Here is a 20,190-nt window from a genome sequence, read left to right as displayed (position 1 = left end):
AAAAGGAATAATCATGAAAAAAACATTTTTGAAAAAATTAGTTACTGCAAGTATTGCAGCTGTAACCGTCTTGTCGGTCTTTAGAGGAGTGCCAACATTTGCGGATGAAAACTCTGATGCAACCGCAATATCAAATACAGAAACAGATGTACAAGTGTCCATTAACAAGGTGTTGAATATTGCGGAAGGAATCACTACACCTTATGCTCACTTTACCTTTACTTTCAAACCCAAAACTGGTAACTCGAATAACGGAGTGCCATATGAAACAGTCAATGCCACAAATGGTCAAATAGCAGATAAAACAGTAGATTATTCAGGAAAAGATGTTTTAGTAAATGGTGAAAAAAGTATTAAGAAAAATACTGGAAATATTTTTGCAAATGTGACCTACACACATGCTGGAGAATATGTTTACACTGTTGCTGAAAAACAAAATGAAGGTTGGAGAGCAATGCAAAAAGATGGTGTTGCAATTGACTCAATGACATTTGATAATCGTAGCTACGAAATGCATGTTATTGTAAAAAATAAAGTAATTAGTGGTAGTGGTGTGTACATATCTTCTGTATACTTTAAACAAGATACAACAGAGGCTACAGCTAAAGTGAAGCCATCTGAAAAAGGGATTATGTTTAAATATGATTTGTTTACAAATATCTATCGTAAAAATGCTGGTAAGATAACAGATCCTAACAATTCCTACCCTAACGATCCTCACCTTGGACATTATGATCCTAATGCTAAATCATTAGTAATTAAAAAAGTTTTGTCAGGTGCTACTGCAGATAAATCAAAAGATTTCACTTTCAAGCTTACTTTCACTAAAGCATCTACAGAAGATAAAACTTCTATTGAAGGAAAGATTGGGAATGTTTCTAAAACTTTCGAATACGGAAAAGAAACAATAATTACACTACACCATGATCAATCCTTAGTATTTGATACAATCCCAGCAGGTACTCGTTATAAATTGGTTGAAACAGGATCTCAGGGATATACAGCTTCAGCTGCTTATTGGGAAAATGGAGTATCTAAAACTCAAACAGGTAGAATTTCAGCCGATTTCACCCAAAACAGCGTTCTTGTTGGTGAAAAAGTAAATAAAAACACAATCACCAATAGTGTTCAAGACGTTACCCCTACTGGTCTCTTGATTGATAATCTTCCTTTCATCTTGATGATTGGTCTTGGTTTAGCTGGATTTGTTGTTCTGTCTAAAAAACGCAGACAAGCTTAAGCAAGTGGTCTGACTTATGAAAATAAAGCGTGAGAAACCAAAAAGGAGTCTGTCTAGGCGTCTGATCCTTGCTGTAGATACGTTGATAAATCATATCTTGCTTCTCTTGGCTGCCTTAGTCTTTCTCTTTGGTTTCTACGCCCTCTGGGATGCCAATCAGGTTTATTCACAAGCTTCATCTAGTGAGTATGAGGCCTATAGACCAGTTAGTACCAGTGAGAAGGATGAGCTTGCTAGTTTTTCTGGCTTTCACAAGCTACAGCAAGTCAATCCAGAGGTTCTCGGTTGGATCAATGTCTATGGCACCAATATCGACTATCCCTTGGTCCAAGCCAAAGACAATGAAAAGTACCTGAACAAAGATTCCAAGGGAGAATTTGCAGCTACAGGAGCTATTTTCCTTGAGGCTCGAAATGAATCCAAGTTCGAAGACTTTAATACCATCATCTACGGACACCATGTAGAAAATGGGGTTATGTTTGGAGATGTAGCAAAGTTTTCTGATAAGGAATTTTTTGACCAGCATCGCTACGGCAGTATTTACTATAATGGCGTTGAAAAAGGTCTTGAGATCTTTGAGATGCTTGAGGTGGACGCCTATGACTTTAACATCTACGATCCAGGTATTAATGGGGATGATCGGCGCCAAGAATATATCGATCACTTACTCTCGGTTGCCATCCACAAGCGGGATATTACACTGGGGCCAAATGACCATATCATTCTTCTCAGTACCTGTTTCCTAGACGTAACAAATGGAAGACATATTGTAGTTGCCAAGATTACGGATACGATTCCAAAGAACACCTTCCATACGAAAAAATCAAAACCATTCCCTTACAGTGTCTTTGATGATTCGTCGCTCGGACGATTTCTCTCATCGATTCCTTTGTGGATATGGTACATCATCTTATTTATCTTGCTCTTGTTATTGATCTTCTTGCTCATCATCCTCTACTTGATCTTGCGACGAAGAAGAGAAGAAAAAGAAGGAGCAGATACCATTACTGACTAAACTACCAATAAAAGAGAAAGGGACAGCCTCTCTTGCTCTTTTATTTTCAAGGCTAGAAAGGAGAAAGAAGGAAATATGAAAACATGTACGAGTCGCAAAGTCATAAAGGTCATTCTATCCCTCTTTCTAGCTTTTTTCTGTCTTTTTGCAGCTGATAGAGTCCTTGCGAGCGACTACGATCACTATAATCCCATTGAAAAAGATGCGAGCAGTACGGGTTTTGAAACCCTGCAGCACTTGAACAAGGATGTTTGTGGTTGGATTAGCCTTGATGGAACCAAGGTAGACTATCCTCTATTGCAGAGTCAGGATAATGTTAAATACCTTGACCGAAATGCCTTTGGCGATTATACTGTGTCAGGTTCTATATTCCTAGACTATCGTTTTAATCCAAATTTTACCGACTTTAATACCATCATATACGGTCACTCTATGGCCTCTGGTGCTATGTTTGGTGAGATACAAAAATTTGCGGATCAAGATTTTTTTGAAAAGCATCGCTATGGCTCTATCTACTACAATGGTCGAGAACGTGGTCTGGAGATTTTTGGGATTTTAGAAGTGGATGCCTATGACACGGAGATTTACCGAACTTTGAGTTCCAACGATGAGGAACACCAGGCTTACTATCAATATCTGCTAAGTAAAGCCAAGTACAAGCGAGATGTTTCCTTGAACTCAACGGACAAGATTGTTTTATTAAGCACTTGTTTCCTTAACATAACTAATGGACGACATATCCTTTTAGCTAAAATAACGGATGCTCCTGTAAAAGCAACTCAGGATAAAAGTGGAGAAGTTGTGGGGACACGCTATTTTGACCAAGGGCTACCAACTCACTGGATTTATATCCTTGCCTTCCTACTCCTGATTATTGTCATCTTACTCCTTATCGTTATCATCCTAATCATGAGACGAGATAAAAAGACAATAGAACAAAAGAAATAGTAGACGTCGGAAGCGTTTACTATTTTTGATTTTCGTGATAGAATGGATAGTGAAAATAATATCATAAGGTTAATTACATGAAAAAAGCTATATTAATGATGACCTTTGGATCGCCAGAGGAGATTAGTTTTGAAGGGGTAGCGGAATTTTTTACAAACATTCGTCGTGGAGTTAGACCCCGGTATCACGAGATTCAGACTCTCTATGACAACTATGTCCTTATAGGTGGGACGCCCTTGCAGCGGATTACGCGAGAAGAGGTCGCTCTAGTTAGAGAACGATTGGGTGAGGAGTATGGTATCTACTTTGCCAACAAATTTTCTAACCCCTTTATCCCAGACGTCATCCAACAGATGGAAGCTGATGGTGTTGAAGAATGTATCTGCTTGATTTTGGAACCTCATTATTCTTTTTACTCAGTCATGGGGTATGAAAAGTTTCTGGAAAGCCAACAGATCCGATTTTTAGTAATTAAGGACTGGTATCAACAACAGCCTTTGCTGGACTTCTGGACAGATGAGATTAGAAAAATTTTACGAAATGAGGTGGGAGAAGAGTCCTTCAAGGTAATCTTTTCAGCCCACAGTGTTCCCATTTTTGCCTTAGACTATGGAGATCCATATATCGATCAAATTTTCGATAATAGCAAGCTAATCGCTGAACAACTCGGCCTAACAGCCGACCAGTATACCAATACTTGGCAGAGCGAAAGCGATATTGGAATCCCTTGGATCAAGCCAGATGTCTTAGAGTATTTACGAGAACAAAAGCAATATCCCGAGCATTATATTTTTATTCCTATTAGTTTTATCAGTGAGCACATTGAAGTCTTGTTTGACAACGATGTAGAATGTTATGAGTTGTGTCAAGAATTAGGTGTCACCTACCATCGCCCACCTATGCCCAATACGGATAGCCGTTTAATTGACGCTTTAGTTGCTACTGTAAGAGCCAATGAACACAAAGAATTTAAAGCTTTTCTCCCAGAAGAAGAAACCTTTGATGAGTTAGCTCCTTCAGCAACTACCAAGGACATCATGGAGGAAACAGACGACCTTCAGATGCCAGAATTTGTCAAAAAACTCATTGAGAAAAAAGGTCGTGAAAATGTGAAGATGCCTTACTTGATTAAGAAAATGCTCGAAAAGGCTGGGAAGTTACCAAAAGAGTAAAGAAAAAAGGATTTAGCTTTAAGCTAGATCCTTTATCTGTCTTATTTTTTCTCAAGAAGAGCTTTGATTTCTTGAAGAACTTCGAGTTCAGTTGGAGCAGCAGGAGCTTCCTCAACCACTTCCTCTTTCTTACGAAGGTTTTGAGCTTTTTCAATACCTTTGATAACAAAGAAGAGAACTGTACCCACAACGAGGAAGTTGATAACAGCGCTCAAGAAGCTACCATAACCAACACCATTCCATGAAAGTTCAGCGATACGTTCAACGTTCGCAGCTTTCAAAGCTGGGTTCAAGAGAAGTGGAGTGATGATATCATTAACAAATGAAGTAACGATAGCACCGAAAGCAGAGGCAATGATCACACCGACAGCGAGGTCAACAACATTACCACGAAGCAAAAATGCTTTAAGATCCTTTAACATTTTCATAAATTCCTTTCCTAATTTTCTAATTTATTATATCCTAAATTGTGACAAAAAGCAACTTGAACGCTCAAAGTGGTCAGTTGTTCCCTTTAAAAATATAGATTTTGCTGAAAATATAGTTTAAAATGATGATCAAGATTTGTGCTAGAATAGTTTCAATCGTATTAACCCTATCTATATTAAATTCAACAAACTGGCCAATAAGATCAGGAAAGGTTGTAACAAAGATATAAGTTAAAAGAAGGTCCAGGCCAAGAGTAAAGAGACGGGCTAAAAAAAATTTAACTAGTCGAATTGACCAATTCATCCTCTCTTGTTTAAAAACAAATGTATCATTAGTAATAAAGGCAAAAAGAATACCGATAATATTTGCCAGTGCAGTTGCTAGGATTTCCTGACGGCTGATATGATAGATAGCTAAACGTGATAAAATAGATACTAAAGTAGTAGCACCACCAAAAAATAGATAGGAGAGGATTTCATTATCAAAAAAAGTTTTTATTAGTTTTTTCATGATTTTAGTATAGCATAAAGTCATATAATGTGCTATACTGGTAAGGTTGATTCACTCAACCCTTGGTGCTTAGCTTCTTTCACCAAGCATATTTTACGCGGGAAACCGCCAAAGGAGAAAAAATGAAAAAATTAACTGTTCGTGACATGGCAGATATTGCCATTGTTGCTGCTATCTATGTGGTTTTGACCATTACCCCACCACTAAATGCTATTAGCTTCGGTGCTTACCAGTTCCGTATTTCTGAGATGATGAATTTTTTAGCTTTTTACAATCCTAAATATATCATCGGTGTGACGATTGGTTGTATGATTGCTAATTTCTTTAGTTTTGGCATAATTGATGTCTTTGTCGGCGGGGGATCTACCCTAGTTTTCCTAAGTCTAGGTGTATGGCTCTTTAGCAAGTATAAGAAAGACTATTTGTTCAATGGTTTGATTCGAAAAGATCATTTCTTCTTTTCAATCCTCTTCTCTATTTCAATGATTACCATTGCAGCAGAACTTCATATCGTTGCTGAAGCTCCATTCTTTTTCACTTGGTTTTCTACAGGGATTGGAGAGTTTGCATCCCTTATCGTTGGTGCAATCCTAATCGGAAAACTGGGACAGCGAATCGACCTTACAAAATAAGAAGTTTATAAGCTAGATTCTTGCTAGATCTAGCTTTTTTCATTCAAGAAAATTAAAAGAGAGCGCTTGACAAGAGCATAGAACTATAGTATACTTTTTAGGTAAGCTGATTTAGCTCAGTTGGCAGAGCGCATCCATGGTAAGGATGAGGTCGCCGGTTCAATCCCGGCAATTAGCATGAAATAGACAGAAAAACTCTTGATATTCGAGAGTTTTTTATATTTACCTCGCATTAGCCTTGACAAAATCAGCAAAGCATAGTAGAATAAAACCTGCGATGAGTCGATAGGTAGTCTTCGGACTACTATTGAGCATAAGGAGGTCATAACGCAGGAGCGGACCTTGATGAGTTGTGTGAACCTGCTCATCACATGAAGATGCCTCTTAGTCCCTAGTCAATGACTAGGGATTTTTTATTTTCAGAAAATATAACCCAAAAATGCTTTTCAATTTTTAGAAAAAGTAGTATAATACATCTATTATAGAAATTTTTAGAAAATTCCGAAAGAGGTTATTTATGGGATATACAGTTGCTGTAGTCGGCGCGACAGGTGCTGTCGGAGCTCAAATGATAAAAATGTTAGAAGAATCATCACTTCCTATTGATAAAATTCGTTACCTTGCTTCTGCACGTTCAGCTGGTAAGACTTTGAAATTTAAAGATCAAGATATTACGATTGAAGAAACAACTGAAACAGCCTTTGAGGGTGTTGATATTGCTCTCTTCTCAGCTGGTGGTTCGACATCTGCTAAGTATGCTCCCTACGCAGTTAAGGCTGGTGCTGTAGTGGTTGATAACACATCTTACTTCCGTCAAAACCCAGATGTACCATTGGTTGTCCCAGAAGTAAATGCTCATGCCTTGGATGCCCACAATGGAATCATTGCCTGCCCGAACTGTTCAACAATCCAAATGATGGTGGCTCTTGAGCCTGTTCGTCAAAAATGGGGCTTGGACCGTATCATCGTTTCAACTTACCAAGCGGTTTCAGGTGCTGGTATGGGAGCGATTCTTGAAACACAACGTGAACTTCGTGAAGTCTTGAATGACGGTGTGAATCCACGTGATTTGCAAGCGGAAATCTTGCCTTCAGGTGGTGATAAGAAACACTATCCAATCGCCTTCAATGCTCTTCCTCAGATCGACTTGTTCACAGACAATGATTACACTTACGAAGAGATGAAGATGACAAAGGAAACCAAGAAAATCATGGAAGATGAGTCTATTGCAGTTTCTGCTACATGTGTTCGTATTCCAGTCTTGTCAGCTCACTCTGAGTCTGTTTACATCGAAACAAAAGAAGTTGCGCCAATCGAAGAAGTGAAAGCAGCTATCTCAGCCTTCCCAGGTGCAGTTTTGGAGGATGATGTGGCTAACCAAGTTTACCCACAAGCCATCAATGCTGTTGGCTCACGAGATACCTTTGTCGGTCGTATCCGTAAGGACTTGGATGCTGAAAAAGGAATTCACATGTGGGTTGTTTCAGATAACCTCCTCAAAGGTGCTGCTTGGAACTCTGTACAGATCGCAGAAACGCTTCATGAGCGTGGTTTGGTCCGTCCAACAGCTGAGCTGAAATTTGAATTGAAATAATGGTTTAGGAGTTCGAATGAACTCCTTCTTTGAAATAGAGAGGTGTTTCTCATGTCTTACCAAGATCTAAAAGAATGTAAAATCATTACTGCCTTCATCACTCCTTTCCATGAAGATGGCTCCATCAACTTTGATGCCATTCCAGCCCTTATAGAGCATTTGTTGGATCACCATACAGATGGAATTCTTCTTGCAGGGACGACTGCTGAGAGTCCAACCTTGACTCACGATGAAGAGTTGGAACTCTTTGCTGCTGTACAAAAGGTTGTCAAGGGACGTGTTCCTTTGATTGCGGGTGTAGGTACCAATGACACACGTGACTCTATCGAGTTTGTCAAAGAAGTAGCAGAATTTGGTGGTTTTGCAGCGGGACTTGCTATCGTACCATACTACAACAAACCTTCACAAGAGGGTATGTATCAGCACTTCAAGGCTATTGCAGATGCTTCTGACCTACCAATTATTATCTATAACATTCCAGGTCGTGTGGTTGTCGAATTGACTCCTGAGACTATGCTTCGTTTGGCTGACCACCCAAATATCATCGGTGTTAAAGAATGTACCAGCTTGGCTAATATGGCTTACTTGATTGAGCATAAGCCAGAGGAATTCTTGATTTATACAGGTGAGGACGGAGATGCTTTTCATGCCATGAACCTTGGTGCGGATGGGGTCATTTCTGTTGCCTCTCATACAAATGGAGATGAAATGCACGAAATGTTTACTGCCATTGCAGAAAGTGATATGAAGAAAGCCGCAGCTATTCAGCGTCAGTTCATTCCTAAGGTTAATGCCCTCTTCTCTTATCCAAGCCCTGCTCCAGTTAAGGCAGTTCTGAACTACATGGGATTTGAAGCTGGACCAACTCGTCTACCTCTCGTTCCAGCACCAGAAGAAGATGCCAAACGCATTATCAAGGTTGTCGTAGATGGCGACTACGAAGCAACTAAAGCAACTGTAACAGGTGTCTTAAGACCAGATTACTAATAAAGACAATAAAATCCATGACCGCAAGAACGATCATGGATTTCTTATTTTCCTAAACAGAATTGGCTAAAGAGTTGGGTGATGAGTTCATCTGGAGCAGCATCCCCAGTGATTTCTCCGAGAATTTCCCAAGTACGAGTTAAGTCAACCTGGAGAAGGTCAACTGGCATCCCCAGTTCCAGGCCTTCATTAACTGCTTGTAGGCTTTCAACTGCTTTTTCAATCAAGGAAATGTGGCGGGCATTTGACAAGTAAGTGGCGTCTTGCTCAACCAAACCAGCATTTTCAAAGAAGAGGTTGTTGATTCTCTCTTCAATCTTATCGATATTTTGATTTTTAAGAACTGAAATACGAATGACATCTTCTGGAAGTTCAGAAGTTTCAATCGCTTCTGGCAGGTCAGTTTTGTTAAGAAGAATAATGCGGTTGGTATCCTGGCTGATTTCAAGAAGCTGTCTGTCTTGGGCAGTCAGAGGTTCACTGGCATTGAGCACCAGTAGAACCAAGTCAGCTTCCTTGAGGGCTTTTTTGGAACGCTCAACACCGATTTGTTCGACGATGTCATCTGTTTCACGGATTCCAGCTGTATCTATCAATTTAAGGGGAACACCGTTGATATTGACGTATTCTTCAATGACATCTCGTGTAGTACCAGCGATATCGGTCACGATAGCCTTGTCTTCACGCAAGAGGTTATTGAGAAGGCTAGATTTTCCAACGTTGGGGCGGCCGATGATAGCTGTTGAAATTCCTTCGCGAAGGATTTTACCGCGACGAGCTGTTTTAAGGAGATTGGTTAGCAAATGTTCAAACTCCATAGTTTTCTCACGGACAACTGCAGTAGTGGCTTCTTCAACATCGTCGTACTCAGGATAGTCAATATTGACCTCAACTTGGGCAAGCGTATTGAGGATTTCTTGCCGAGTATTGTTAATGAAATCAGAAAGGGAACCGTCCAATTGTTTGACTGCAATGTTCATGGCTTTATCTGTCTTGGCACGGATGATGTCCATTACCGCCTCAGCCTGTGTCAAGTCCACACGACCATTTAGAAAGGCCCGTTTGGTAAATTCACCAGGTTCTGCTAACCGAGCCCCTTCACGGATAGCTAGCTGGAGGATTTCGTTGGTTACGGCAATCCCACCGTGGGTGTTAATCTCGATAATATCCTCACGAGTAAAGGTCTTCGGTGACTTCATAGCCCCAACTATGACCTCGTCCATAACCTTACCAGTCAAATGGTCAACAATGTGGCCGTAGTTCAGTGTGTGGCTGGCAACCTTACTCAAGTCTTTGCCTTTAAAAATCTTTTGCGCAATGGCAAAACTGTCAGTTCCGCTCAAGCGGACAATACCAATGGCTCCTTCGCCTAGTGGAGTAGAGATGGCAGCTATGGTATCAAATTCACGTGTAATCATATTTCTTCCTTTAAAACACTTTTCTTGGAAATATCTCCAAGCCTCTTTTCAAATTGTAACAAATTTAAACCATTTCTTCAATGGATGTACTTAGAGATTGAAAAAGCCTAAGCAAATTTGCTTAAGCTTGCTTATTTGGTACGCATTTCACCTTGAGGAAAATATGTTCCTTCAGGCATGTCGTTGATAATGACATGAACAGCAAACTGAGGTGCTCCTGTGTTGCGGACAACTGCTTCAGTAACCTCCTTAGCAAGAGCTTTCTTTTGCTCCAATGTGCGTCCTTCAAATAAATCGATGCGTACAAATGGCATATTAGCTTCCTCCACTAGTTTTGTATTTCTTCTATTTTACCACATTTTGCCGTTTAAAGCTTCAGAAAATTATGATATACTAGAATGTAGCAAAAATTTAGAAATGGACGTGAAATAGAAGCATGGCACAGTTGTATTATCGTTATGGGACTATGAACTCAGGTAAAACGATTGAGATTCTTAAGGTAGCCTATAACTATGAGGAGCAAGGAAAAGGTGTTGTCATCATGACCTCTGCTCTGGATACGCGTGACGGTGTTGGCTATGTGTCGAGTCGAATTGGCATGAAGCGACCAGCTCTTGCGATTGAAGATGATACAGATATCTATGGCTTAATCCGAGATTTGGAAGTCAAACCCTACTGTGTCTTAGTCGATGAGGCCCAGTTTCTCAAGCGTCACCATGTTTACGACCTAGCTCGTGTTGTCGATGAATTAGACATCCCTGTCATGGCATTCGGTTTGAAGAATGACTTTCGCAATGAACTCTTCGAAGGTTCCAAACATCTCTTACTCTTAGCAGACAAAATCGATGAGATTAAGACTATCTGTCAATATTGTAAGAAAAAGGCGACCATGGTATTACGAACACTGGATGGAAAACCTACCTATGAAGGTGAACAAATTCAGATTGGTGGCAATGAAACTTATATCTCAGTCTGCCGTAAACATTATTTTGCGCCAATGATAACATCTAACCAGGAGAACAACTATGACAATTGAACTGAGAGATGTTACAATGGAAAATTATTTTGATGTTTTGAATTTGGATGTCAAGGAATATCAAAAACAATTCATTGCAACCAATGCAATTAGTTTAGCTGAAGCATATGTCTACACTAAAAATGGAGATTTTGTAGCTCCATTGGCAGTTTATGATAATAATGCAATTATAGGTTTTGTGATGATAGCTTATGATAAAAAGATCGGAATTAGTAGTGGAAATTATTTACTATTTCGTTTTATGATTGATAAGAATTTTCAAAATCAAGGATATTTTAAACCAATTATGGATAAAGTGCTGGACTATGTTCGAACAGCGCCAGCAGGTTTAGGCAATAAACTTTGGTTGTCTTATGAACCAGAAAATGAACATGCAAGATCTTGTTACCTCAGTTATGGATTTAAAGAAACTGGGGAAATATTTGAGAACGAAGTAGTAGCAATCTATGATTTAACAATTGAGAAATAAGGAGAAAAAATGAACATCTATGATCAACTACAAGCTGTAGAAGACCGATATGAAGAGTTAGGAGAATTGCTCAGCGACCCTGATGTCGTTTCAGACACCAAGCGTTTCATGGAGCTTTCAAAAGAAGAAGCTTCAACTCGTGATACCGTAACTGCCTACCGTGAATACAAACAAGTCCTCCAAAACATCGTTGATGCTGAAGAAATGATCAAAGAGTCTGGCGGAGATGCTGACTTGGAAGAAATGGCCAAGCAAGAACTCAAGGATGCTAAGGCAGAAAAAGAAGAGTACGAAGAAAAATTGAAAATCTTGCTTCTTCCAAAAGATCCAAACGATGACAAGAACATCATCCTTGAAATTCGTGGAGCTGCTGGTGGAGATGAGGCAGCACTTTTTGCTGGTGACCTTCTAACAATGTACCAAAAGTATGCTGAAGCCCAAGGCTGGCGCTTTGAAGTCATGGAAGCCTCAATGAACGGGGTTGGTGGTTTTAAAGAAGTGGTTGCCATGGTTTCTGGTCAGTCAGTTTACTCTAAACTCAAGTATGAATCAGGTGCCCACCGTGTGCAACGTGTCCCTGTGACAGAAAGCCAAGGTCGTGTCCATACCTCAACAGCGACTGTCCTTGTCATGCCTGAGGTAGAAGAAGTAGAGTACGATATTGATCCAAAAGATCTTCGTGTTGATATCTACCACGCATCTGGTGCTGGTGGACAGAACGTCAATAAGGTTGCGACTGCTGTTCGTATCGTTCACTTGCCAACCAATATCAAGGTTGAGATGCAGGAAGAACGTACCCAGCAGAAAAACCGTGAGAAGGCTATGAAGATTATTCGTGCGCGTGTTGCAGACCACTTTGCTCAGATTGCCCAAGATGAGCAAGATGCTGAGCGTAAGTCTACTATCGGTACTGGTGACCGTTCAGAACGTATCCGTACTTATAACTTCCCACAAAACCGTGTAACAGATCACCGTATCGGTTTGACTCTACAAAAACTTGATACAATTCTAGCTGGTAAATTGGATGAAGTGGTAGATGCCTTGGTTCTTTATGATCAAACACAAAAATTGGAAGAATTAAACAAATAATGAAATTAGCTCAAATTTTTAAAGATTTTGAGGAAAAGTTGATAGTACAAGGAGAGGAAGCAGAAAGCCTCTCCTTTGTCTATCGTAGCCTAAAAAATCTATCTTTTACAGACTTCGTCTTTGCCCTCCAGCAAGAAGTAACAGAGGAAGAGAAGCAATTTGTGGAAGAAATTTTCAAGAAATTAGCAGCACATATACCTGCCCAGTACATCATCGGTCATGCTGAATTCTTTGGGATGCAGTTAAAAGTAGATGAGCGAGTTTTGATTCCCCGCCCAGAGACAGAAGAGTTAGTTGAACTCATTTTGACTGAGAATCCTGAGAAAAATCTCAAAGTACTAGATATCGGAACAGGAAGTGGGGCTATTGCCCTTGCTTTAGCTAAAAATAGGCCCGATTGGTCGGTTACAGCTGCGGATATTTCACAAGATGCTTTAGACTTATCGTTGGAGAATGCTAAGGCTCAAAATCTAAATCTCTCTTTTATCAAATCTGATTGTTTCTCCGAAATTTCTTCAAAATATGATATAATTGTATCCAATCCACCATACATTTCTCGAGCAGATGAGATAGAAGTTGGTTTGAATGTTTTGCATTCAGAACCACATTTGGCACTTTTTGCTGACGAGGATGGCCTAGCTATCTACCGTAGAATCGCGGAAGACTCCAAGGACTATCTAAATGATGGTGGTAAGATTTATCTTGAAATTGGCTACAAACAAGGTCAAAGTGTGCCCGCTCTCTTTATGGAAAATCTTCCAGAGAAACGAGTTCGAACGCTCAAAGACCAATTTGGCCAAGATAGGATGGTAGTCATTGATGATGGAGAAAATTAAGCAAGAGTTGGAAAAGGGTGGAGCAGTAGTTTTGCCAACTGAGACAGTTTACGGTCTTTTTGCGAAAGCTTTGGATAAAAAGGCTGTTGACCATGTCTACCAGCTTAAACGTCGTCCAAGAGACAAGGCACTTAATCTCAATGTCGCTCATCTAGATGATATCTTGAACTTTTCAAAGAAGCAGCCACCTTATTTACAAAAACTTGTTGATAGTTTTCTTCCCGGTCCATTGACCATTATCCTAGAAGCTAATGATAAGGTCCCTTACTGGGTCAATTCAGACTTAACGACTGTTGGATTTCGGATGCCCAGTCATCCTGTAACTCTGGAGTTGATTCGTGAGTTTGGTCCCTTAATCGGCCCGTCTGCAAATATTTCAGGACATACAAGCGGTGTTAGCTTTAAAGAAATTTTAAAAGACTTCGGTCAAGAGGTTCTGGGAATAGAAGATGATGCTTTTTTAACAGGTCAAGATTCGACTATTTTAGATTTGACTGCTTGTAAGGCAAGAATTCTACGCCAAGGTTCGATAACTCGAGAAGATATCCTTGCCAAGATACCTGAAATTCCTTTTGAGGAGGTATGATATGCTACGTGCTTTGAAAGCAACAGATGTTGCATCGATTCATGAGATTAACAAAGATGCTTTAGGGTATGATTTTAGCCCTGAGGAAACAGCTAGTCAACTAGCCAAACTGTCTCAAGACTCCCATCACTACCTACTTGGTTATGAGGATGATACTAGTCATGAACTAGTTGGTTATATTCACGCTGAGGTTTATGAGTCTCTCTATTCTAAAGCAGGATTCAATATCTTAGCCTTGGCAGTGTTGCCGCAAAGCCAAGGTAGAGGTTTTGGTAGAGATTTACTTGAAGGGTTGGAGAAAGAAACAAAAAGACGGGGTTATGAGTTTATTCGATTAAACTCTGCAGACCATCGTATAGGTGCGCATGCATTTTATGAAAGAGTGGGTTATACTTGTGATAAAGTGCAGAAACGATTTATTAAGTTAATTAAAGGAGAAGACATATGATTTTTGACAAAGAAGATTTTAAAGCTTATGATGCTGATCTTTGGAATGCCATTGCCAAAGAAGAGGAACGCCAACAAAATAATATTGAATTGATCGCTTCAGAGAACGTAGTCTCTAAGGCTGTTATGGCAGCTCAAGGGTCAATCTTAACCAATAAATATGCTGAAGGATATCCTGGACGTCGTTACTATGGTGGTACTGATGTAGTGGATGTTATCGAAAGTCTAGCTATTGAACGTGCGAAAGAAATCTTTGGTGCTAAATTTGCCAATGTCCAACCTCACTCAGGAAGTCAGGCTAACTGTGCAGCATACATGGCTTTGATTGAGCCTGGAGATACTGTTATGGGGATGGATTTAGCTGCGGGTGGACACTTAACTCACGGAGCTCCTGTCAGCTTCTCAGGCCAAACCTATAACTTCGTTTCATATAGCGTTGATCCGGAGACAGAGCTATTGGACTTTGATGCCATCTTGAAACAAGCACAAGAAGTGCAACCAAAACTTATCGTAGCTGGTGCCTCAGCCTATTCTCACATCATTGATTTCTCAAAATTCCGTGAAATTGCGGATGCAGTGGGAGCAAAACTCATGGTCGACATGGCTCATATTGCTGGCTTGGTTGCAGCTGGTCTTCACCCAAATCCAGTTCCATACGCACATATCACAACGACAACGACTCACAAAACTCTTCGTGGTCCACGTGGTGGGTTGATTTTGACTAACGACGAAGACCTTGCTAAGAAAATTAATTCAGCTATTTTCCCGGGTATCCAAGGTGGTCCTTTAGAGCATGTTGTTGCTGCTAAGGCTGTTGCCTTCAAAGAAGTCTTGGATCCAGCCTTCAAGGAATATGCTGCTAATGTCATCAAGAACAGTAAGGCTATGGCTGAAGTATTCCTGAAAGATCCTGATTTCCGTATTATCTCTGGTGGCACTGAAAACCACCTCTTCCTAGTGGATGTCACTAAGGTTGTAGAAAGTGGAAAAGTAGCTCAAAACTTGCTGGATGAAGTTAATATTACCCTAAATAAGAACTCTATCCCTTATGAAACCTTGTCACCATTTAAGACTAGTGGTATTCGTATCGGAGCGGCAGCAATTACTGCTCGTGGTTTTGGTGAAAAAGAAAGCCGTCAAGTTGCTGAACTTATTATTAAAGCCCTTAAGAATGCAGATAATGCAGCTGTATTAGAAGAAGTAAGAAGTGCAGTCAAATCCTTGACAGATGCCTTCCCATTATACGAGGACTAATACTTTTATGGACATTTATATTAAGAAAGCCATTATCCATCAATTCAGCCCTGATGACACGGAGTTGTTTCTAGCGGATAAGTTTCTCAATATTACTCCAAAAATCGAAGAATACCTACGCAAAAAGGTTGAGCGTGTGTATTCAGATGAAGCTAAGACTGGGATTTTCGAAGAAGAAAATCCCTTCTTCAATCACATCACAGACGATTTGTTGGAGACTTCAGTAACACTAGCTAATCTTTGGAAAGAAGAGTTCAGCATTTCTGAGAATCTCAAGACTAATGATTTAATTTTCGTTCAGTTCTCCAAAGATGGCGTAGAGCATTTTGCTTTTTTACGTATTGCTTTACGCGAAACTTTAACTCACCTTGGTGGTGAGGTCGATAATCCAATCAGGCTGACTCAGAATAACTTACCTGGTTTTGGAACAGGTCCTGATGAAGCTTTAGTCGTTAATCTACAGACTCGTAAATACCACCTCATTGAAAAGCGCATCAAGTACAACGGAGCCTTTCTCAATTATTTTTCAGAAAATCTCCTAGCTGTAAATCCTAAAATTTCTCCAAAGAAATCTATCAAGGAACTAGAAAAAACGGCTCAAAAGATTGCCGAAACCTTTAACACAGATGATTTTCAATTTCAATCAAAGGTAAAATCGGCCATTTTCAATCATCTGGAAGAGAGCAATGAGCTCTCTCCAGAAAAATTAGCCAATGATCTTTTTGACAATAATCTGACTGCTCGACTTAGCTTCGTTGACCGGGTCAAAGAAGCAGTGCCAGAGCCAGTACAGTTTGATGAGATTGATGCCAGTCGTCAGTTAAAGAGATTTGAGAATCAGAAACTTTCCTTGTCAAACGGGATTGAGCTCATCGTACCAAATAATGTCTATCAAGATGCAGAATCGGTCGAGTTCATCCAAAATGATAATGGAACCTACTCTATCTTAATCAAAAACATCGAGGATATTCAAAATAAATAATGTTTAAATTTATACGAAGAATGCTGGTACTAGCAATCTTCCTTTTCGTTGGATATAAAGCTTATCTCATTCGTCAGGATGTCAAACAAGTCATGACCTACCAACCCATGGTTCGCGAAATCTTGAATGAAAGAGATAGTCCAGCAAACGAAGAGCTTGTGCTCGCTATGATCTATACAGAAACTAAGGGTAAAGAAGGAGACGTGATGCAGTCAAGTGAATCTGCTAGTGGCTCTACTGATACCATAAATGATAATGCAAGTAGTATTCGTCAGGGGGTTCAAACCTTGACGGAAAATCTCTATCTAGCTCAAGAAAAAGGAGTGGATGTCTGGACAGCCATTCAAGCTTATAACTTTGGACCTGCTTATATTGATTTTATCGCCCATAATGGGAAAAAGAATACTCTTGCACTAGCTAAGCAATACTCCAGAGATACAGTTGCGCCGATACTAGGGAATACAACAGGAAAAACCTATCGCTACATCACCCCCATTTCTATCTTTCAGGGTGGAGAACTATATGTAGATGGAGGAAACTATTATTACTCTAGACAGGTTCAACTAAATCTCTATATCATGAAAATTTTTAATCTGTTTTAAGAGAGTGGGACAGAAATCGGGAATTCGTTAAAATTCGATTTCGTTGTCCCACCTCCGCACAGTTGAGTAGGGCTGTAAAAGCTGATGAAATCAGCGTAGTAGAGCCCACTCAACCACTGCGTCTTGCTCGACAATCCAAAGACAATTGAGAGGCTAGGATTTTTGTCCCAGCCTCTTTTATAAGTTTTCTTTAAGGATACTTTAATATGCTAGAGTAGAAAAGGAGGAACGTCTCATGCGAAAGAAATTCTTTCTGACGAGCGCTGCTGTTCTTTTGGCGGTTGCAACACTGCAAAGCGTTCAAGCAGCAACTAATGTTCAAAAAGTCATTGATGAAACCTATGTTCAACCTGAGTATGTCTTAGGTTCTTCATTAACGGAAGATCAAAAAAATCAAACACTTAAAAAACTTGGCTACGATGCCTCTAAAGATACAAAACAGTTGAAAACTATGACACCGGATGTCTACTCAAAGATTATGAATGTAGCAAATGATTCAAGTCTTCAACTTTATTCATCAGCAAAAATTCAAAAATTAGGAGAAAAATCACCACTTGAGGTCAAGATTGAGACACCTGAAAATATCACTAAAGTGACGCAAGATATGTACCGTAATGCGGCTGTTACCTTGGGTGTGGAGCACGCGCGTATCACAGTTGCGGCACCAATTCCAGTTACTGGTGAAAGTGCCTTAGCAGGTATTTACTATTCCCTTGAATCTAATGGTGTTCAATTACCTCAAGAAAATAAAAACTTGGCTCAGGAGGAATTAAAAGCCTTGTCAGACATCAATGATGAAAACAAGGACAAATCTGGCTATGATGCCAATAAACTGAACGTAGCCCTTGCTGATATCAAGTCTGCTATTGCTAAAGCTAAAGAGTCTAAAGGTGAGCTCACAGAAGATGATGTTCGTAAGATTGTCGAAGATACATTAAAAAATTATAAACTAGATCAGGTTATAACAGGAAATCAGATCAATGTCATCATCAACTTTGCCTTCAATCTTTCAAAGAGCGATATTCTTAATAACGAAGACTTTACTAAGACGCTAAAAGATCTGAAACAAAGTATCGTTGCACAAGCAGGTGATAGTTTCAGCAATATCGACCTAAACTTTGATGCTAATAAAGCTATTCAAGACGGTGGAAATATCCTCAGCTCAATTTGGCAAGCTATCCTTGATTTCTTCAAGAGTTTTGGTGCTTAGGTCAATTCATGGTATAATAGATGGTAACAGGATTGTTGCCGTCTTTTTTTGTCGGCTCATAGAAAGAGAAAACTATGTTAAAGAAAAATGATATTGTAGAAGTAGAGATTGTTGATTTGACACATGAAGGAGCAGGTGTTGCCAAGGTAGATGGCTTGGTCTTTTTTGTAGAAAATGCTCTTCCGACTGAGAAAATCCTTATGCGTGTCCTTAAGGTTAACAAGAAGATTGGTTTTGGTAAAGTTGAGGAATACCTTACGCAATCTCCACATCGTAATCAAGACTTAGATTTGGCATACCTTCGTTCAGGTATTGCTGACTTGGGACATCTAGCTTATCCAGAGCAACTCAAGTTTAAAACCAAGCAAGTAAGAGATAGCCTCTATAAAATTGCAGGAATAACGGTTGTAGAGGTTGCAGATACACTTGGCATGGAAAATCCCATCAAGTATCGTAACAAGGCTCAAGTACCTGTTCGTCGCGTTAACGGTGTTCTGGAGACAGGTTTTTTCCGTAAGAATTCTCATGATCTGATGCCGCTAGAAAATTTTTATATCCAAGATTCAGTGATTGACCAGGTTATTGTGGCCTTAAGAGATTTGCTTCGTCGTTTCGACCTCAAACCTTATGATGAAAAGGAACAATCTGGCTTGATTCGTAACCTTGTAGTGCGTCGCGGTCACCATTCAGGACAAATCATGGTTATTTTGGTGACAACTCGTCCTAAAATTTTCCGAATTGAACAGTTGATTGAACAGCTGACCAAGCAATTTCCAGAGATTGTCTCTGTCATGCAAAATATCAATGACCAGAATACCAATGCCATTTTTGGAAAAGAATGGCGTACGCTATATGGTCAAGATTACATTACGGACCAAATGTTGGGCAATAGCTTCCGAATCTCTGGACCAGCCTTTTACCAAGTCAATACCGAAATGGCAGAGAAGCTTTATCAGACAGCCATTGACTTTGCAGACTTAAGAGAAGATGATGTGGTCATCGATGCCTACTCAGGAATAGGGACTATTGGCTTATCAGTCGCTAAACATGTCAAGGAAGTCTACGGAGTGGAAGTTATCCCCGAAGCAGTAGAAAATAGCCAGAAGAATGCTAGTATAAATGGCATCACCAATGCCCGCTATGTCTGTGATACCGCTGAAAATGCCATGAAGAACTGGCTCAAGGAAGGCATCCAACCAACTGCTATCTTAGTCGACCCACCACGCAAGGGCTTAACCGAAAGCTTTATTAAAGCAAGCGCCCAAACAGGCGCTGACCGCATCGCCTATATCTCCTGTAATATCGCTACCATGGCGCGTGATATCAAACTCTATCAAGAGTTGGGCTATGAATTGAAGAAAGTCCAGCCGGTGGACCTTTTTCCGCAAACGCACCATGTTGAGGCGGTAAGTTTGCTAGTCAAGGAGTAAAACGACGAAGATTAGCATTTACTTCCGCCCATGCGATAGCTGTCCGTGATTGACAAGTGCTAGCACGCAGACAGAACAGAGATAGCGAACCGCTGAGTGTGTCGCTCTGCTCGTAAAAGCTTAGAAACCTTTGAACGAAAGGGATAATGAAAGCCTTGATTGCAAGGCTTTTTGCTTTATGGTGGGTAAGTATCAGAGTGAGAAAATTTTTGGAATGAGTAGAAGTGATAGCTAGAAATTATCAGTTTCTATTTCCATTTACCCTGTGGGTACGTGTTTGTTTCCATTGACAAGGAGTTTGTGG

At 40.0% G+C, this 20,190-nt stretch carries 22 protein-coding genes, 1 tRNA gene and 1 riboswitch; of the genes, 19 read left to right on the top strand and 4 right to left on the bottom strand.

Annotated elements, in window-relative coordinates:
* Positions 1-13 precede the first annotated feature (13 nt).
* The 4 genes from ACVC7S_RS04075 (at position 14) to hemH (ending at position 4,375) form a co-directional block, all read left to right on the top strand.
* Positions 14-1,240 carry a DUF7601 domain-containing protein gene (locus tag ACVC7S_RS04075; protein WP_447266285.1) on the top strand — a complete coding sequence of 409 codons (1,227 nt, stop codon included), beginning with the start codon at positions 14-16 and terminating at the stop codon, positions 1,238-1,240.
* A 16-nt stretch (positions 1,241-1,256) separates the two neighbouring features.
* Positions 1,257-2,255 (top strand): class B sortase, encoded by a 999-nt coding sequence (srtB, locus tag ACVC7S_RS04070; RefSeq protein ID WP_447266284.1) that lies wholly within the window; start codon positions 1,257-1,259, stop codon positions 2,253-2,255.
* Positions 2,256-2,330: 75 nt separating this feature from the next.
* Positions 2,331-3,203, top strand: a complete 873-nt coding sequence (gene srtB / locus ACVC7S_RS04065) for a class B sortase (RefSeq protein WP_447266283.1) — start codon at positions 2,331-2,333, stop codon at positions 3,201-3,203.
* A gap of 77 nt (positions 3,204-3,280) precedes the next feature.
* Entirely contained in the window at positions 3,281-4,375 is a 1,095-nt protein-coding gene (gene hemH / locus ACVC7S_RS04060; RefSeq protein WP_447266282.1) for a ferrochelatase, read from the top strand.
* Between the two features lie 41 nt (positions 4,376-4,416).
* Here the strand turns inward: hemH and mscL are convergent, their stop codons facing one another.
* Positions 4,417-4,797 (bottom strand): large conductance mechanosensitive channel protein MscL, encoded by a 381-nt coding sequence (gene mscL, locus ACVC7S_RS04055; protein ID WP_084911142.1) that lies wholly within the window; start codon positions 4,795-4,797, stop codon positions 4,417-4,419.
* A gap of 79 nt (positions 4,798-4,876) precedes the next feature.
* Positions 4,877-5,314 (bottom strand): GtrA family protein, encoded by a 438-nt coding sequence (locus ACVC7S_RS04050; RefSeq protein WP_447266281.1) that lies wholly within the window; start codon positions 5,312-5,314, stop codon positions 4,877-4,879.
* A 28-nt stretch (positions 5,315-5,342) separates the two neighbouring features.
* A riboswitch (PreQ1 riboswitch) is annotated at positions 5,343-5,439 on the top strand.
* Here ACVC7S_RS04050 and ACVC7S_RS04045 point away from each other — a divergent pair.
* The 4 genes from ACVC7S_RS04045 (at position 5,437) to dapA (ending at position 8,527) form a co-directional block, all read left to right on the top strand.
* Positions 5,437-5,946, top strand: coding sequence for a QueT transporter family protein (locus ACVC7S_RS04045; RefSeq protein ID WP_447266280.1), 510 nt, complete (start codon positions 5,437-5,439; stop codon positions 5,944-5,946). It overlaps the preceding riboswitch by 3 nt.
* A gap of 105 nt (positions 5,947-6,051) precedes the next feature.
* Positions 6,052-6,124: transfer RNA gene (locus ACVC7S_RS04040), tRNA-Thr, on the top strand.
* A gap of 339 nt (positions 6,125-6,463) precedes the next feature.
* Complete coding sequence (locus ACVC7S_RS04035; protein ID WP_447266279.1) at positions 6,464-7,540, top strand: aspartate-semialdehyde dehydrogenase; 1,077 nt, start codon at positions 6,464-6,466, stop codon at positions 7,538-7,540.
* Positions 7,541-7,591: 51 nt separating this feature from the next.
* Complete coding sequence (dapA, locus tag ACVC7S_RS04030) at positions 7,592-8,527, top strand: 4-hydroxy-tetrahydrodipicolinate synthase (RefSeq protein WP_447266278.1); 936 nt, start codon at positions 7,592-7,594, stop codon at positions 8,525-8,527.
* A gap of 44 nt (positions 8,528-8,571) precedes the next feature.
* Here dapA and mnmE read toward each other — a convergent pair whose 3' ends face one another.
* Positions 8,572-9,945 carry a tRNA uridine-5-carboxymethylaminomethyl(34) synthesis GTPase MnmE gene (mnmE, locus tag ACVC7S_RS04025; RefSeq protein WP_447266277.1) on the bottom strand — a complete coding sequence of 458 codons (1,374 nt, stop codon included), beginning with the start codon at positions 9,943-9,945 and terminating at the stop codon, positions 8,572-8,574.
* 131 nt (positions 9,946-10,076) lie between these two features.
* Positions 10,077-10,259 carry a 4-oxalocrotonate tautomerase gene (locus ACVC7S_RS04020; RefSeq protein WP_447266276.1) on the bottom strand — a complete coding sequence of 61 codons (183 nt, stop codon included), beginning with the start codon at positions 10,257-10,259 and terminating at the stop codon, positions 10,077-10,079.
* Positions 10,260-10,381: 122 nt separating this feature from the next.
* Here ACVC7S_RS04020 and ACVC7S_RS04015 point away from each other — a divergent pair, with 122 nt between their 5' ends.
* From ACVC7S_RS04015 to rlmD, 11 genes are all read left to right on the top strand, one after another.
* The gene (locus ACVC7S_RS04015) at positions 10,382-10,981 is read left to right on the top strand and encodes a thymidine kinase (RefSeq protein WP_447266275.1); all 600 of its coding nucleotides are present in this window, start codon (positions 10,382-10,384) and stop codon (positions 10,979-10,981) included.
* A complete protein-coding gene (locus ACVC7S_RS04010) occupies positions 10,971-11,450 on the top strand; it encodes a GNAT family N-acetyltransferase (RefSeq protein WP_447266274.1) in 480 nt (159 codons plus the stop codon). Before ACVC7S_RS04015 ends, ACVC7S_RS04010 begins: the two co-directional genes overlap by 11 nt.
* A gap of 9 nt (positions 11,451-11,459) precedes the next feature.
* Entirely contained in the window at positions 11,460-12,539 is a 1,080-nt protein-coding gene (prfA, locus tag ACVC7S_RS04005) for a peptide chain release factor 1 (RefSeq protein ID WP_006148466.1), read from the top strand.
* A complete protein-coding gene (gene prmC / locus ACVC7S_RS04000) occupies positions 12,539-13,375 on the top strand; it encodes a peptide chain release factor N(5)-glutamine methyltransferase (protein ID WP_447266273.1) in 837 nt (278 codons plus the stop codon). The genes prfA and prmC overlap by 1 nt, the downstream gene beginning before the upstream one ends.
* Complete coding sequence (locus tag ACVC7S_RS03995; protein WP_447266272.1) at positions 13,359-13,961, top strand: L-threonylcarbamoyladenylate synthase; 603 nt, start codon at positions 13,359-13,361, stop codon at positions 13,959-13,961. The genes prmC and ACVC7S_RS03995 overlap by 17 nt, the downstream gene beginning before the upstream one ends.
* A gap of 1 nt (position 13,962) precedes the next feature.
* Positions 13,963-14,409, top strand: coding sequence for a GNAT family N-acetyltransferase (locus ACVC7S_RS03990; protein WP_447266271.1), 447 nt, complete (start codon positions 13,963-13,965; stop codon positions 14,407-14,409).
* Entirely contained in the window at positions 14,406-15,662 is a 1,257-nt protein-coding gene (glyA, locus tag ACVC7S_RS03985) for a serine hydroxymethyltransferase (protein WP_447266270.1), read from the top strand. Before ACVC7S_RS03990 ends, glyA begins: the two co-directional genes overlap by 4 nt.
* Positions 15,663-15,669: 7 nt before the next feature.
* The gene (locus ACVC7S_RS03980) at positions 15,670-16,644 is read left to right on the top strand and encodes a nucleoid-associated protein (protein WP_447266269.1); all 975 of its coding nucleotides are present in this window, start codon (positions 15,670-15,672) and stop codon (positions 16,642-16,644) included.
* Positions 16,644-17,246: a lysozyme family protein gene (locus ACVC7S_RS03975; RefSeq protein ID WP_447266268.1), complete on the top strand. Its 603-nt coding sequence runs from the start codon at positions 16,644-16,646 to the stop codon at positions 17,244-17,246. Before ACVC7S_RS03980 ends, ACVC7S_RS03975 begins: the two co-directional genes overlap by 1 nt.
* Before the next feature lie 235 nt (positions 17,247-17,481).
* Positions 17,482-18,456, top strand: coding sequence for a DUF1002 domain-containing protein (locus tag ACVC7S_RS03970; RefSeq protein WP_142557353.1), 975 nt, complete (start codon positions 17,482-17,484; stop codon positions 18,454-18,456).
* A gap of 74 nt (positions 18,457-18,530) precedes the next feature.
* Complete coding sequence (gene rlmD, locus ACVC7S_RS03965) at positions 18,531-19,886, top strand: 23S rRNA (uracil(1939)-C(5))-methyltransferase RlmD (protein ID WP_447266267.1); 1,356 nt, start codon at positions 18,531-18,533, stop codon at positions 19,884-19,886.
* The last annotated feature ends 304 nt before the right edge of the window (positions 19,887-20,190 follow it).

This window comes from Streptococcus sp. Z556 (assembly GCF_053010225.1).
This window is presented reverse-complemented; position numbering and strand designations above follow the sequence as displayed.

Coding starts and splice junctions, on each gene's coding strand:
- hemH (WP_447266282.1), top strand. CDS start 3,281: ATGAAAAAAGCTATATTAATGATGACCTTTGGATCGCCAGAGGAGATT.
- ACVC7S_RS04035 (WP_447266279.1), top strand. CDS start 6,464: ATGGGATATACAGTTGCTGTAGTCGGCGCGACAGGTGCTGTCGGAGCT.
- ACVC7S_RS03970 (WP_142557353.1), top strand. CDS start 17,482: ATGCGAAAGAAATTCTTTCTGACGAGCGCTGCTGTTCTTTTGGCGGTT.
- rlmD (WP_447266267.1), top strand. CDS start 18,531: ATGTTAAAGAAAAATGATATTGTAGAAGTAGAGATTGTTGATTTGACA.
- glyA (WP_447266270.1), top strand. CDS start 14,406: ATGATTTTTGACAAAGAAGATTTTAAAGCTTATGATGCTGATCTTTGG.
- ACVC7S_RS04075 (WP_447266285.1), top strand. CDS start 14: ATGAAAAAAACATTTTTGAAAAAATTAGTTACTGCAAGTATTGCAGCT.
- ACVC7S_RS04045 (WP_447266280.1), top strand. CDS start 5,437: ATGAAAAAATTAACTGTTCGTGACATGGCAGATATTGCCATTGTTGCT.
- ACVC7S_RS04020 (WP_447266276.1), bottom strand. CDS start 10,259: ATGCCATTTGTACGCATCGATTTATTTGAAGGACGCACATTGGAGCAA.
- mnmE (WP_447266277.1), bottom strand. CDS start 9,945: ATGATTACACGTGAATTTGATACCATAGCTGCCATCTCTACTCCACTA.
- ACVC7S_RS03995 (WP_447266272.1), top strand. CDS start 13,359: ATGATGGAGAAAATTAAGCAAGAGTTGGAAAAGGGTGGAGCAGTAGTT.
- ACVC7S_RS03990 (WP_447266271.1), top strand. CDS start 13,963: ATGCTACGTGCTTTGAAAGCAACAGATGTTGCATCGATTCATGAGATT.
- prfA (WP_006148466.1), top strand. CDS start 11,460: ATGAACATCTATGATCAACTACAAGCTGTAGAAGACCGATATGAAGAG.
- ACVC7S_RS04010 (WP_447266274.1), top strand. CDS start 10,971: ATGACAATTGAACTGAGAGATGTTACAATGGAAAATTATTTTGATGTT.
- ACVC7S_RS04015 (WP_447266275.1), top strand. CDS start 10,382: ATGGCACAGTTGTATTATCGTTATGGGACTATGAACTCAGGTAAAACG.
- srtB (WP_447266283.1), top strand. CDS start 2,331: ATGAAAACATGTACGAGTCGCAAAGTCATAAAGGTCATTCTATCCCTC.
- ACVC7S_RS03975 (WP_447266268.1), top strand. CDS start 16,644: ATGTTTAAATTTATACGAAGAATGCTGGTACTAGCAATCTTCCTTTTC.
- prmC (WP_447266273.1), top strand. CDS start 12,539: ATGAAATTAGCTCAAATTTTTAAAGATTTTGAGGAAAAGTTGATAGTA.
- ACVC7S_RS04050 (WP_447266281.1), bottom strand. CDS start 5,314: ATGAAAAAACTAATAAAAACTTTTTTTGATAATGAAATCCTCTCCTAT.
- dapA (WP_447266278.1), top strand. CDS start 7,592: ATGTCTTACCAAGATCTAAAAGAATGTAAAATCATTACTGCCTTCATC.
- ACVC7S_RS03980 (WP_447266269.1), top strand. CDS start 15,670: ATGGACATTTATATTAAGAAAGCCATTATCCATCAATTCAGCCCTGAT.
- mscL (WP_084911142.1), bottom strand. CDS start 4,797: ATGTTAAAGGATCTTAAAGCATTTTTGCTTCGTGGTAATGTTGTTGAC.
- srtB (WP_447266284.1), top strand. CDS start 1,257: ATGAAAATAAAGCGTGAGAAACCAAAAAGGAGTCTGTCTAGGCGTCTG.